Here is a 13,160-nt window from a genome sequence, read left to right as displayed (position 1 = left end):
ATTATATTATAAATATAAGAAATTTAAAATAGAATACTAAACAAAAAAATATATATAGTTGTTAAAATCATAATTCTAACTTTAAAGTAAGCTTCTAACTTTAAAGTGCCTACTTGTTACTAGCAATTCTTCCTAATATACTGTACATAGTGACAATAGTACATGCTATGAAACAAAATAAGATGAAAAGGTTAGGTGGGAAAATGAAAGTAGTTGCATTTAATGGAAGCCCTAAAAAAGAAGGGAATACATTTCACGGAATAAAAATGGTTACAGAAGAGTTAAAAAAGGAAGGTATAGAAGTTGAAATTATTCATGTTGGTAATAAGATAATAAGAGGATGTTTAGCTTGCAATGGTTGTGTAAAAAATCAAAATGAAAAGTGTGTAATTAATGACGGAGTAAATGAATGGATTCAGAAGATGAAAGAGGCTGATGGTATAATATTGGGCTCTCCGGTTCATTATTCATCATTAGGAGCTACAATGAAGGCATTTTTAGATAGGGCATTTTATGTTACAAGTGTAAATAATTCTATGTTAAGACATAAGGTTGGAGCTTCGGTTGTAGCTGTCAGACGTTCAGGCGGAGTTCCAACTTTTGAACAACTAAATAATTATATTAATTATTCTGAAATGCTTATGCCAACTTCAAACTATTGGAATGTAATTCATGGAACAGCTCCAGGTGATGTTAAAGAGGATGAAGAGGGAAAACAAATTATGAGAGTCCTTGGAAAGAATATGGCTTGGCTTATGAAACTAATTGATTTTGGGAAGGGAGAAGTTAAAGAACCAGAGAAAGAAAACAAGATATTCACAAATTTTATTAGATAAGATTTATATAGGAGAGGTGCTTTTTATATAAGTACCTCTTATTATTTTAAGAATAATAAACTCAATTATTGTAATATAACAAAGGAAAAGATGATTGTTTTTATTAGAATCATAATATTTATAGATATAAGCCGTAAAATGATTTTTGTATTTAACACGCTAGTAAATATGATTAATGTTCGTGTTTGTTAAAAAAAATAAGATTATTTTTACTTTTTTCTTGATTTTTATTTATATATAAGCTAAAATTACCTAGTAAAAAGAACTATTGATAAAAAAAACTAAATAATATTCACTTGTATAAATTCAACGATATGGGTTGAGTGTTTCTACCAAGCTGCCGTAAATTGCTATAGGGCTATAAGTGTCTGCTAAAGAATTATATTTAATGTCAAGGAGAGATAAGAATGAATTATGATGTAATAATAGTAGGTGCTGGTCCGGCAGGAATATTTACTGCGTACGAGTTAAAGAAACAAAAGCCACAAGCAAAAATACTTTTGATTGAATCAGGTAAAAGTATTGATAAAAGGCATTGCCCCAAAGATAAAACTAAAAAGTGTGTGTCATGTAAACCTTACTGTCATATTACTACAGGGTTTTCAGGCGCAGGAGCATTTTCAGATGGGAAATTATCATTAAGCTACGAAGTAGGTGGAGATTTACCAGAACTTGCAGGTGTTGAGTTAGTACAAGAATACATAAATTATGCAGATTCAATTTACCTAGACTTTGGTGCAGATACTAAGGTTGAAGGTGTTGGGAACAACGAAGCTGTTAAGGAAATAAGAAGAAAAGCTATTCAAGGTGGATTAAAATTAGTAGATTGTCCAATAAGACATTTAGGAACTGAAAAAGCTCAAGAGATATATTTGAAAATTCAAAATCATCTACTAGAAAATAGTGTTGATATTAAATTTGATACAACAGTTAAAAATCTTTTGATAAAAGATTCTGAAGTGTACGGTGTTTTAATATCAGATTCATTGACTAAGAGTAAAGATGAGGAAGTACGTTCAAATAAAGTAGTTGTAGCAACAGGAAGAAAAGGAGCTGATTGGTTAAAGGATATGTGCATTGAGCACAAGATAAACCACTGTGCAGGTCCAGTTGATATCGGTGTAAGAGTTGAGCTTAGAAATGAAGTAATGGAAAGTGTAAATAATGTACTTTATGAATCTAAACTTATAGGTCATCCAGCACCATTTAAAGATAAGGTTAGAACGTTCTGTCAAAATCCAGGTGGTTTTGTGAGTCAAGAAAATTATGATAATAATCTAGCAATAGTTAATGGTCATTCATATAAGGATAAAAAATCTGATAATACAAATTTGGCAATATTAAGTTCTCATAATTTTTCAGCTCCTTTTAATGAACCAATTGAGTATGGTCAAAAGGTTGCAGAGCTTGTTAATATGTTAGGAAACGGCAAAATATTAGTTCAACGATATGGAGATATACTAGATGGCAAGAGAACATGGGAAAAAGAATTATTTGAATCTAATGTTAGACATACGTTACCAGATGCAGAAGCAGGAGATTTAACATCAGCTATGCCATATAGAACAATGACAAACATTTTAAACTTTATACAAGCAATGGATACGGTTGTTCCAGGTTTTGCTAGTAGAGAAACATTATTATATGGTCCAGAGATCAAATTCTATAGTAATAGAATTAAGCTAGATGAAAACTTCGAAACCAATATAAAAGGATTGCATTGTTTAGGGGATTCAAGTGGTTGGACTAGAGGATTAATGATGGCGTCCGCTATGGGTGTGATTATGGGAAGAAAACTTTAAAGATTATTATATAAAGGTTTATAGATAAAAAATATATATCCAGTGTGTTTATAATGACATATGTAAGAAAAAAGCAACCTGCTTAGGGGAACAGGTTGCTTTTTAAAACTGTAAATATATTTAAATAAGGGGTAAATAATAATGCATTAACTACTTTACAATACCATTATAAAATAGAATTATGGCAGTATTATGTCAAAATAATTAACTAGATATAAATTATTAATAATATAAATGTAAAGTCAAAATGGCTCGTTTTTAGTGAAGAAAGCAATCATCTTAGTGGAAAATGATAATTGAACATGCTATAATTAAATTATTAAACTATAGATATAGAAAGACAGAGGATTGACAATTATGGAAATTAAAATTGAAATTCCAGTATTAAAAATATTAGCAATTGCATGTTCAGGGTTATTAGGATATGTCACTGGAATGATAATATACAGATAATAATCTAACAACGATACAATACATGTGGAAAATATAATTGTAACAAAATTTATAATTTCGATGAATATTAAAACATGCATATATTTTGATCAAATCATAAAAAACAGTCATTAATTTGGCTGTTTTTTGCATAAAGTCTAATTACAATAAAATAATTATATTGGGTAATGTTGAGTTGGAAAATTGAATTTTTTTATCACAAGTTGAATAATAGCAGAAGAACTTTAAAATCCTGGTATTATTAAAGATAAAAAATAAAGAGTTATATTAAGATTTAAAATAATATAACTCTTTATCTATATAATTTAATACAATCCAGCACTCATAAGCCTTTTTCTAATTTGCGGTCCAACAAGTGATGCAATTATAATTTTTATTAAATCACCAGGGATAAAAGGGAGTACGCCAACTGCTAGAGCTTTGTTGAATGTCATATGCGCTACATATGATAACCAAGCTGTTCCAAATAAGTATGTAACAGTAGTACCTATTACCATTCCTAAAAAGCCCATATAAATTTTATTAGAAAATTTATCAATAAATAGCCCGCTAATAAATGCCATAAAAATGAATCCAATTAAGTATCCACCTGTAGGACCAGCTAATTTAGGCAATCCACCAGAAAATCCTGAAAATACTGGAAGTCCAATAAGACCTAAGAGAAGGTAAACCGTATAACTAATTGTTCCTCTTCTCCTTCCCAATATGTATACTGAAAAATAGATTGCTAAATTAGTTAAAGAAATTGGCACAAGGCCAATAGGGAGTGAAAGTGGACCTAGGATACAAGTAACTGCACTCATTACTCCAATTAAAGTTAGCTGACGCGTATTGGGTTTGTTTATATTTTCCATATTTATTATCTCCTTTGTATATAGTTTATTAATGATTTTAATAATGTGTATTTCTATCTTTTTATATCAAAGCCTAGATTTGTAAGCATTATTTTATCTTGAAATGTATTGTTTCCTACAGTTGTTAACATATCTCCTGTAATTGTGGCATTGGCTCCTGAACGGAAAATTTTTGTACCTCCATCTGTAAAATAAGTTCTACCAGCCGCCATACGAATATAAGCAGTTGGATTTATGTATCGAAAAATTGCGATTGTTCTTAGTATATCTTCTTCAGGAATTCTTTCTAAGTTTTCAAATGGTGTGCCTTTAATAGGCATTAGTACGTTTATCGGTATTGAAATTACATTAAGTTCTGATAAACTTATGGCCATATCAATTCTGTCTTTCCAAGTTTCGCCCATTCCTATAATTCCACCTGAGCAAACTTTTAAACCTACCTTTTGAGCAAGTTTTATTTCTTTAATTTTATCTTCGTATGAATGAGTAGTGCATATATTATGAAAGTTATTTTTAGAAGTCTCGATGTTTGCATGATACATTGAAACTCCAGCTTCTTTTAATTTCATAAACTCTTCTTCCGTTAAAAAGCCATGAGATGCACATAAATTAATTGAACACTCTTTATTCATCATTTCATAGGATTGTACGGCTTTTTGAAAATCTTCACCGGTCAATGCCCTTCCAGCTGTAACAATAGAGTATCTATGTACGCCATTTTTCTCATTCTTTTTACAATCTTCTAAAATTATTTCTGGATCTAAAAAATTATACTCTTTAACCTCTGCCTTATGGTGGGTTGATTGGGCACAAAACTTGCAATTTTCACTGCACCTGCCGCTACGTCCGTTAATAATTGTACAAAGGTCAACTTTGTCACCACATAATTCTTTACGAATTTTATCAGAGCCTTCGCAAAGTTCTTTTAAATCAGCAGTCAATAAAAAATCTAAATTATCATTTCTATTTAATCGTCTTCCAGCTATAATTTCATCAGCTAATTTCTTCATTTTCATTCCCCCAAAAATCTAACGTAAAATTAATTTAAAATTAGTATATAATTTATTTGCAATATTGTCAACCTTCCAAATTATTATCGGTTGACAATTAGTTCGTAATAGTTAACATTCACTAAGAGAAAAAACGTAGTATTAACTAAAAAAATTATTATGAATTAGTGAATTTATTTATCCCCAAAAGGATTATCAAATATGAAAAAGTATTAATAAATTTGTGAGGAATCTTGTATGTTGAAGATTGATTCTTATCTACAATTATCGTAATATATCATATTATAGAATAGTTATAAATACTTTAAAGGATAAATCTTATGAATCAAATAAGAAATAATGATAATCATAGCTTAAGAAATCAAGATGGTACTAGGGGAAACAATAAATTAAGAGTCATTGGTAAAGGGACTGTAAGTGTAAGACCAGATGGAGCTGAGGTTATAGTTGGCGTTACAACAGAAGATAAGCAATTGGAAGTTGCACAACAGGAAAATGCTCAAACTATGCAGCAAGTTATCAATAGTATAAGAGCTGTAGGGGTGCCCCAAAGGAATATACAAACTCGAAATTATAACATTAGACCTGATTATGATTATATTAATGGTCAACAGATATTCAGAGTATATGAAGTAAGCACTAACCTTGAAGTTGCAATTAGTGATATTAATTCCGTGGGTCAAATAATTGATACAGCTGTAAGTAATGGTGCTAATTCTGTGAATGGTATTATTTTTACAATTTCAGATGAAACAGCACAATATTATGAGGCTTTAAGGAGAGCAGTTGAAGATGCTCAAAATAAGGCTAGAGTTATTGCAAATGAACTTAATGTAAATCTAGATATAATACCGATAGAGATAAATGAACAGAACGAGGAGGAAATAATGCCTGCAGTAATGACTCTTAAAAGCTCAAATGCTTCTACACCAATTGAGGCTGGAGAAAATATAATAAATGCGGATATAGAAGCTATATTTGTATATTCAAAATATTAAAAAACTAAAACACAAAATGAAAGTCAGATTATTTTATATAATTTTATCTGGCTTTTGCTTTTTAAAAATTATATGATTATATAAAGTAAAAGATAAAAATTAAATTGTTTAGGTTTAAAACGCTAAATATAACAATAAAAATCAACCTAAACATAGTCAAGGTACTTAAATTAAAGTTGAAGTTGTAATTTAAAAATACTGGAGGTAATAATTATGGCTATATTTGAAGCTTGTGTTGGAAATTATGAAGAAGCGATTTCGGCTGCAAAAAGAGGAGCAGATAGAATTGAACTTTGTGATAACTTGATGGAAGGGGGAACGACACCAAGCTATGGTACAATTAGGAAAACATTAGAAAAATTAGATATTCCTATAATGGTGATTATAAGGCCACGAGGAGGCAATTTTACATATATAAAAGACGAGATAGAAATAATGAAATATGATATACAAATGTGTAAGGATCTTGGAGTACATGGAGTTGTAATTGGAGCAATTAAAGAATCAAAAATAGATAAGGATATTATAAAAGAGTTGATTAGCCTAGCAAAACCACTAAGTATAACTTTTCATATGGCATTTGATGAAATAGAGGATAAGTATACTGCTATTGATGAATTAGTAGATCTTAAAATAGATAGAATACTTACAAAAGGTGGTGCTGAAGATGCTATATCTGGAAAGGATACTATAATAGAATTGATTAATTATGCCAATGGAAGAATCTCAATAATGCCTGGCAAGGGTGTTAATACAGATAATAGAGATTTTCTTCTTGCATATACAGGAGCAACTGAAATACACGGGAGTAAGATAATTTAAGCAGCTTAAACGTAATGTTTTGTATATAAGAAAACCAATGCTTAATAACTAAGCATTGGCATAGAATGTCTTATATATTATCCAAAATAGCGGTACTCTAATTTTGATCCCTATCCTTCGATAGGTGGGTGCCCTCACAGATGTTTAAATCGCCTTCAATGCCGTGCAAGGACTCATAAGAAAGTACATTGTCTCATCTAAATAATTGAGCTCCCGTAGTTTAAGTGTAGGTTCAAAATAAGAGCTTAACGAATATTTCAGAATTAATAAATCCATACATGGTGGTTAAACTGCACAAATAATAAACACATGTACAGATTTAAGCTAGTCCAAACCAAGATGTTACAAGGTATTACTAACTTATAATTTGGCAGGAAAATTATTAGAAAAGTATATATTTTTCAGCCGTGAAGTTATGATAACATATTTAAAATTTCTATGCAATAGATATGCCTATGGGAATTTAAACCTTAAGAATAAATTACTAGAACTCTCTAATTTGAAAACTCTACGAAGTGCTGAAAAATATTTGAATGACAAATATCTAGTGTAGAAGAGCATATATCTATTTTTGCTTGATGAGAACATTAGAAAATTAATATTAGTAAATAAAAATAAAGTATTGACAATGCAAAAAAACCAATGTATACTACACCTATAGGAAATAAGGAAAAACAAATAACTTATCAAGAGTGGTGGAGGGACTGGCCCTGTGAAACCCAGCAACCGATTTAATAAAATTTTTATGAAGATTCGGTGCTAATTCCTGCAGCTTTAGCTGATAGATAAGAGGGAGAATTTTTATGCAATGACGCACTAGAGTTTGATCTCTAGTGCTTTTATTTTTTAAAGTAAGTTTTTATAATTCTTTATTTTATTATTAAATGTAAGATAAAGAATTATTCTTTAATAATATATATGAGTATTTTGATAAGAATTATTTAGATACTAAGTTAAATTAGGGGGTTAAAGACATGCCGAAATTAAGTAACAGATTAGACTGGTTTTCTGAATCTGTAATTAGAAAAATGACAAGAATAGCAAATAAATATGGATCAATAAATCTTTCTCAAGGGTTCCCAGATTTTGATCCTCCAAAGGCAATACTTGAAGGATTAAAGGAAGTTGCAAATAAAGGACCTCATCAATATTCAGTAACTTGGGGTGCTCAAAACTTTAGAGAAAAACTTGCTTTAAAGCAAGAGAAGTTTATGGGAATTCATATTAATCCAGATGAGAACGTCCTTGTGACATGTGGAAGTACAGAAGCAATGATGTGTGCAATGATGAGTGTTTGTAATCCAGGAGACAAGGTGATAGTATTTTCACCATTTTATGAAAACTATACTGCGGATACTATTTTATCAGGAGCTGAGCCTATATATGTTGAATTAAAACCGCCAGCTTTTAATTTTGATAAAGAAGAACTAAGAAGTGCATTTAAGCAGAATCCAAAGGCGCTAATTCTTTGTAATCCATCAAATCCTACAGGGAAGGTTTTTACTAAAGAAGAGCTATTATATATAGGAAGTCTGGCAAAAGAGTATGATACTTTTGTTATTACCGATGAGGTTTATGAGCACATAATATTTAAACCTTACAAACATACTTATTTAGCGGCACTTGAAGGTATGTTTGAAAGAACAATTTCTTGCAGTTCATTGTCAAAGACTTATTCAATAACAGGATGGAGGCTTGGATACATAATTGCAAGTAAAGAAGTAATAGAGAATTGTAAAAAGGTACATGATTTTTTAACAGTAGGAGCTGCATCACCACTTCAAGAAGCAGCCATTAAAGGTTTAGAATTTAGAGATGAGTATTATGAAGAACTAAATAATACTTATGAGAAAAAAAGAAAGTTATTCTTAGATGGGTTAGATGAAATAGGGCTTAAGTATTATGAACCTCAAGGAGCCTATTATGTTATGGTCGATATATCTGAATTTGGATATGACGATGATTATAAATTTTGTGAATGGTTAGCACAAGAAATAGGAGTAGCAGCAGTACCAGGATCAAGCTTTTTTAGAGGAAATGTAAGTAATTATATAAGATTCCATTTTGCAAAGAAAGAAGAAACATTAAAAGAAGCACTTAAGAGACTTGAGAAATTGAAAGAGTATAGATAGTGAAAAATATGTAATTTTAATTAATTAATATAGTATTTAAACCAATGATAAATTCTAACAAAAATTACATTGGAAATTTAATATAATATCAGTAAAATATAGGGGGAATAAAAATGAAAATTATTAAAAAACTAGCGGCATTAATAGTATTAGGAACAATAGGAGCAAGCATAGTTGGATGCAGCAGTAGCAAAGAAACAGCAAAAACAGATAATAAAGAAGGAAATAAGAATATTCTAGTCGGAGTATGCCCAGGACCTTATGGCGATATGGTTAAAGAAGCGTTAGCATCAGCATTGAAACCTAAAGGATATACAGTTACAACTAAAGAATTTAGTGATTATATTCAACCAGATAAAGCTTTGGATAATAAGGAAATTGATGCAAACCTATTTCAACATACTGAATACTTAAAGAAATTTAGTGCAGATAATAATCTGAAGATTTCACCTGTAATTGTTGTTCCAACTTTAGGTATGGGTGTATTTTCAAATACATTAACTTCGCTAGACCAGTTGAAAGATGGGGCTAAAATAGCAATACCAAATGATGCGTCTAATTTAGCTAGAGCATTAAGACTATTAAAAGCAAATGGGGTAATTAAATTAAAGGATAATATTGATGAAACAAAAGCAACTGAAAAAGATGTTGCGGAAAATCCAAAAAATATTAAGTTTACACCAATTGAGGGAGCACAGCTTGCGAGAAGTATAGAAAGTGTTGATGCAGCGGTAGTGCCAGGTAATTTTGCATTTGCATCTAAACTTGACTATTCTAAAGCATTAACTGTTGAAAAACTAGCTGAAAATTATAAAAATGTAATTGCAGTAAGAACAGAAGACTTAGATAAAGATCTTGGGAAAGATTTAAAAGAAGCTGTAGAATCTAAAGAATTTAAAGATGCAATTGAAAATGGTAAATTCAAAGATTTCAGTAAACCAGACTGGTGGAAATAATACTGACTATAAACACATGAAATTATATACTTTTAAGTTGAATGTTAATATAGAGGTGGTGAAAACAATGATTGAATTAAAAAATATAAATATTGAATTTAAGTCAAAAGGAAGTTTAATTCATGCGGTAAAGGATGTAAATTTAACTATTAATAAGGGTGAAGTATTTGGAATTGTTGGTTTAAGTGGGGCTGGCAAAAGTACTTTGGTAAGAGTGATAAATTTATTGCAAAAACCTTCATCTGGACAAGTATTTATTAATGGAGAGGATATTACTACATTAAAAAGATCAGAGCTTAGACAAACAAGGCTTAAGATAGGTATGATATTCCAACATTTTAATTTAATAAGTGGTAAAACAATTTATGAAAATATTGAATTTGTTCTTAAAGTTAATAATTATCCTAAAGAAAAAAGAAAAGATAGGATATATGAACTTTTAGAACTTGTAAATTTAAAGGATAAAGTTGATGTATTTCCTTCCAATTTAAGTGGAGGACAGAAACAAAGAGTAGGTATTGCAAGAGCTATTGCAAATAATCCGGAAATACTGCTTTGCGATGAGGCAACCTCAGCTTTGGATTTAGAAAACACAGAAGAAATATTAAAACTTTTGAAAGATATAAAAGATAATACAGGGATTACAATAGTATTTATAACTCATGAAATGGAAGTAGCAAAGAAACTATTTAATAGAGTTGCTGTAATGAGTAATGGTGAAATAGTAGAAGTTAATGACGTTTATTCAATTTTCTCAGATCCTAAACATGAAGTGACTAAATCATTAATTAACAGAAACTCCAATTTAGTATTACCAAAAGAAGTTTTAGATTCTGTAAGCAAAGGTGAAATTATTAAGGTTTACTATAAGGGAGATAATAGCTTAAAACCAATAATTTCAGAAGCGGCTAAGAATTTTGATGTTGATATTAGCATTATTCACGGAAAAATAGATTATATTGACGGAAAACCAATAGGGATATTAATTATCAATATAACAGGAGATAAGGATGAAATAGCAAGAGCAAAGATGTATATTAAAGAAAATGTTATAAGGACAGAAAGAATAGTAAATGAATATCTGGAGGTGATTTAATTTATGGATTCAACAATTGAAATATTAAAAAATGAACTTGGTCAAGCTGTCTTGGATTCTGGAAAGATGATTGGAACAGCAATGATTATTTCATTAATAATTGGAGGGGCTTTAGGTCTTATATTATATTTAACTTCAAGCAACTTGTTTTTCAAAAACAAATTATTAAACTCAATTGCAGGATTTATTATTAATGTAATACGTTCACTTCCTTTTGTTATACTGCTAGTATTATTACTGCCGCTTACTAAGATAATAGTTGGTACAAATATTGGTCCAGAAGCCGCAACCGTTCCTATAACAATTGCAGCAATAGCTTTTTTTGCAAGGTTATCCGAAGGTGCATTTAGCGAAGTTGATAAGGGAGTAATTGAGGCAGCAATTTCATCTGGTGCTAGTTTATATCTCATTTTATTTGATGTACTAATAGTAGAAGCATTTCCGAGTTTAATAAGAGCCATCACAGTAAATTTAGTAAGTTTAATAGGCTATTCAGCTATGGCAGGAATAGTTGGTGGCGGAGGTATAGGTGACCTAGCTATTAGATATGGATACTATAGATATGAAACTGGGGTTATGATTGTAACAGTTCTAATATTATTAATTTTAGTGCAAGCTATTCAATTGATTGGAGATGCTCTGGCTACTAAGTTATCGAGAAGATAGATATTTTATAGGTATCTTAAAATGTAGGAAAGTACTAGATATAAGTTCGAATGAGATTTAAAGGAGGTAAACTCTATTAATGAAATTTGTCTTATATCTAGTTATTTTTCTAAGATTTTAAACATTAAGGGGGCAAAACAATGGAATATACAAAATTAAAAGAAATAATTGGTGATGAAGCAAGAATTGTTTTTGGAGATGAAATAGAAAAAGAATATTTAACTGATGGGTTAAATTTAGAGTATGGAAAAGCAGATGTCTTAGTATTTGCAGAGAATACTTCAGAAATTATTGAGATTATAAAATTTGCTAACGAAAAATCAATTCCGATTACACCAAGAGGGGCAGGAACTGGACTTACAGGAGCAACAATACCAAATAACAGAGGTATTATATTAGATGTGTCAAAAATGAATAAAGTACTAGAATTAGATGAAGAAAATTTTGATATTACTGTGGAACCAGGAGTATTATTAAAAGATATTCAAGCTTATGTTGAGGAAAGAGGATTATTTTACCCACCCGACCCAGGTGAAAAAGCATCGACAATTGGTGGCAATATTAGTACAAATGCTGGGGGAATGAGAGCTGTAAAATATGGAGTGACTCGTGATTATGTACGTGAATTAGAAGTAGTCACAGGAAATGGTGAGCTTATAAAAGTTGGAAGTAGAACTATTAAGAACAGTTCTGGATTAGATTTAAAGGATTTAATTATAGGATCAGAAGGAACTATAGGTATTATAACCAAAGCTACGTTAAAGCTTATACCAAAGCCTAAGAATACGGTTAATATACTTATATCATTTGATAATTTAGAAGAGGGAGTAAATTCAGTAATTAACATAATAAAGTCAGATGCCAATCCTACTGCTATAGAATTTATGGAAAAAAACATAGTAGAGAATTCAGAAAGATTCTTAGGGTTGAAATTGCCTTCAAACAGAGGGAATGCTTATCTGATACTTACGTTCGATGGAGAAGAAACAGAAATAATTACAAATTATACAAAAGCAAAAAAAGCAGCGCTAAGCAGTGGAGCATTAGATTACAAAGTATTAAGTGATACAGAAGCAATAGATACTTGGCAAATAAGGGGCGCTCTAGCTAGTTCTGTTATGGAATTTAATGAACAAGTACCAATAGATATAGTAGTGCCTATAAGTAAGACGTCAGAGTTTGTTGAATTTACAAATAAATGTGGTGAAAAACATGGGCTTCAGGTTATTTATTTTGGACATGCTGGAGATGGAAACACTCATGTTAGTATAATAAGAAATGGCTTGGAAGAAACTGAGTGGAAGAAAAAATCTCATGCGTTAGCAGAGGAATTATATAAAAAAAGCTATGAACTTAGAGGAGTACCGTCTGGTGAACATGGTATAGGATTAAATAAAAGTGAATATTATAAGAAAGTTACTGAAAAAATTAATATTGAATATATGAAAAGTATAAAAAAGATATTTGATAATAATAATATTTTAAATATAGGGAAGGTTTATAGTTAATTAAAATAAGTTTTCAGTATATATAAT

At 30.1% G+C, this 13,160-nt stretch carries 11 protein-coding genes and 2 riboswitches; of the genes, 9 read left to right on the top strand and 2 right to left on the bottom strand.

The features are described from left to right. Positions 1-203 precede the first annotated feature (203 nt). Both CLCHR_RS08140 and CLCHR_RS08135 read left to right on the top strand, forming a co-directional pair. Entirely contained in the window at positions 204-836 is a 633-nt protein-coding gene (locus CLCHR_RS08140; RefSeq protein ID WP_079439207.1) for a flavodoxin family protein, read from the top strand. 276 nt (positions 837-1,112) lie between these two features. Continuing rightward, positions 1,113-1,217, top strand: a riboswitch (purine riboswitch). A 26-nt stretch (positions 1,218-1,243) separates the two neighbouring features. Continuing rightward, entirely contained in the window at positions 1,244-2,638 is a 1,395-nt protein-coding gene (locus tag CLCHR_RS08135; protein WP_079439206.1) for an NAD(P)/FAD-dependent oxidoreductase, read from the top strand. A gap of 758 nt (positions 2,639-3,396) precedes the next feature. Here CLCHR_RS08135 and CLCHR_RS08130 read toward each other — a convergent pair. Then, the gene (locus CLCHR_RS08130) at positions 3,397-3,945 is read right to left on the bottom strand and encodes a biotin transporter BioY (protein ID WP_079439205.1); all 549 of its coding nucleotides are present in this window, start codon (positions 3,943-3,945) and stop codon (positions 3,397-3,399) included. Positions 3,946-3,998: 53 nt separating this feature from the next. Further along, positions 3,999-4,955: a biotin synthase BioB gene (gene bioB, locus CLCHR_RS08125; protein WP_079439204.1), complete on the bottom strand. Its 957-nt coding sequence runs from the start codon at positions 4,953-4,955 to the stop codon at positions 3,999-4,001. A 320-nt stretch (positions 4,956-5,275) separates the two neighbouring features. On the opposite strand from bioB, the gene CLCHR_RS08120 reads away from it, so the two are divergent. From CLCHR_RS08120 to CLCHR_RS08090, 7 genes are all read left to right on the top strand, one after another. Then, a complete protein-coding gene (locus CLCHR_RS08120; protein WP_079439203.1) occupies positions 5,276-5,953 on the top strand; it encodes an SIMPL domain-containing protein in 678 nt (225 codons plus the stop codon). 213 nt (positions 5,954-6,166) lie between these two features. Further along, positions 6,167-6,775 (top strand): copper homeostasis protein CutC, encoded by a 609-nt coding sequence (locus CLCHR_RS08115; RefSeq protein ID WP_079439202.1) that lies wholly within the window; start codon positions 6,167-6,169, stop codon positions 6,773-6,775. 680 nt (positions 6,776-7,455) lie between these two features. Further along, positions 7,456-7,567, top strand: a riboswitch (SAM riboswitch). Positions 7,568-7,749: 182 nt separating this feature from the next. Beyond that, the gene (locus tag CLCHR_RS08110; RefSeq protein ID WP_079439201.1) at positions 7,750-8,907 is read left to right on the top strand and encodes a pyridoxal phosphate-dependent aminotransferase; all 1,158 of its coding nucleotides are present in this window, start codon (positions 7,750-7,752) and stop codon (positions 8,905-8,907) included. A 113-nt stretch (positions 8,908-9,020) separates the two neighbouring features. After that, the gene (locus CLCHR_RS08105; protein ID WP_079439200.1) at positions 9,021-9,863 is read left to right on the top strand and encodes a MetQ/NlpA family ABC transporter substrate-binding protein; all 843 of its coding nucleotides are present in this window, start codon (positions 9,021-9,023) and stop codon (positions 9,861-9,863) included. A gap of 67 nt (positions 9,864-9,930) precedes the next feature. After that, positions 9,931-10,959, top strand: a complete 1,029-nt coding sequence (locus tag CLCHR_RS08100; protein WP_079439264.1) for a methionine ABC transporter ATP-binding protein — start codon at positions 9,931-9,933, stop codon at positions 10,957-10,959. 3 nt (positions 10,960-10,962) lie between these two features. Further along, positions 10,963-11,625 carry a methionine ABC transporter permease gene (locus tag CLCHR_RS08095; protein WP_079439199.1) on the top strand — a complete coding sequence of 221 codons (663 nt, stop codon included), beginning with the start codon at positions 10,963-10,965 and terminating at the stop codon, positions 11,623-11,625. Between the two features lie 140 nt (positions 11,626-11,765). Next, positions 11,766-13,133 carry an FAD-binding oxidoreductase gene (locus CLCHR_RS08090; RefSeq protein ID WP_079439198.1) on the top strand — a complete coding sequence of 456 codons (1,368 nt, stop codon included), beginning with the start codon at positions 11,766-11,768 and terminating at the stop codon, positions 13,131-13,133. The last annotated feature ends 27 nt before the right edge of the window (positions 13,134-13,160 follow it).

The sequence above is a fragment of the Clostridium chromiireducens genome (assembly GCF_002029255.1).
GTDB classification, from domain to species: Bacteria; Bacillota; Clostridia; order Clostridiales; family Clostridiaceae; genus Clostridium; species Clostridium chromiireducens.
Note: the sequence above shows the minus strand (reverse complement) of the source record. Positions and strands in the feature narration are given on the sequence as shown.

Excerpts from the sequence above, each read along its gene's own strand:
- CLCHR_RS08135 (WP_079439206.1), top strand. The coding sequence starts at position 1,244 with ATGAATTATGATGTAATAATAGTAGGTGCTGGTCCGGCAGGAATATTT.
- bioB (WP_079439204.1), bottom strand. The coding sequence starts at position 4,955 with ATGAAGAAATTAGCTGATGAAATTATAGCTGGAAGACGATTAAATAGA.
- CLCHR_RS08140 (WP_079439207.1), top strand. The coding sequence starts at position 204 with ATGAAAGTAGTTGCATTTAATGGAAGCCCTAAAAAAGAAGGGAATACA.
- CLCHR_RS08115 (WP_079439202.1), top strand. The coding sequence starts at position 6,167 with ATGGCTATATTTGAAGCTTGTGTTGGAAATTATGAAGAAGCGATTTCG.
- CLCHR_RS08090 (WP_079439198.1), top strand. The coding sequence starts at position 11,766 with ATGGAATATACAAAATTAAAAGAAATAATTGGTGATGAAGCAAGAATT.
- CLCHR_RS08110 (WP_079439201.1), top strand. The coding sequence starts at position 7,750 with ATGCCGAAATTAAGTAACAGATTAGACTGGTTTTCTGAATCTGTAATT.
- CLCHR_RS08095 (WP_079439199.1), top strand. The coding sequence starts at position 10,963 with ATGGATTCAACAATTGAAATATTAAAAAATGAACTTGGTCAAGCTGTC.
- CLCHR_RS08120 (WP_079439203.1), top strand. The coding sequence starts at position 5,276 with ATGAATCAAATAAGAAATAATGATAATCATAGCTTAAGAAATCAAGAT.
- CLCHR_RS08105 (WP_079439200.1), top strand. The coding sequence starts at position 9,021 with ATGAAAATTATTAAAAAACTAGCGGCATTAATAGTATTAGGAACAATA.
- CLCHR_RS08100 (WP_079439264.1), top strand. The coding sequence starts at position 9,931 with ATGATTGAATTAAAAAATATAAATATTGAATTTAAGTCAAAAGGAAGT.
- CLCHR_RS08130 (WP_079439205.1), bottom strand. The coding sequence starts at position 3,945 with ATGGAAAATATAAACAAACCCAATACGCGTCAGCTAACTTTAATTGGA.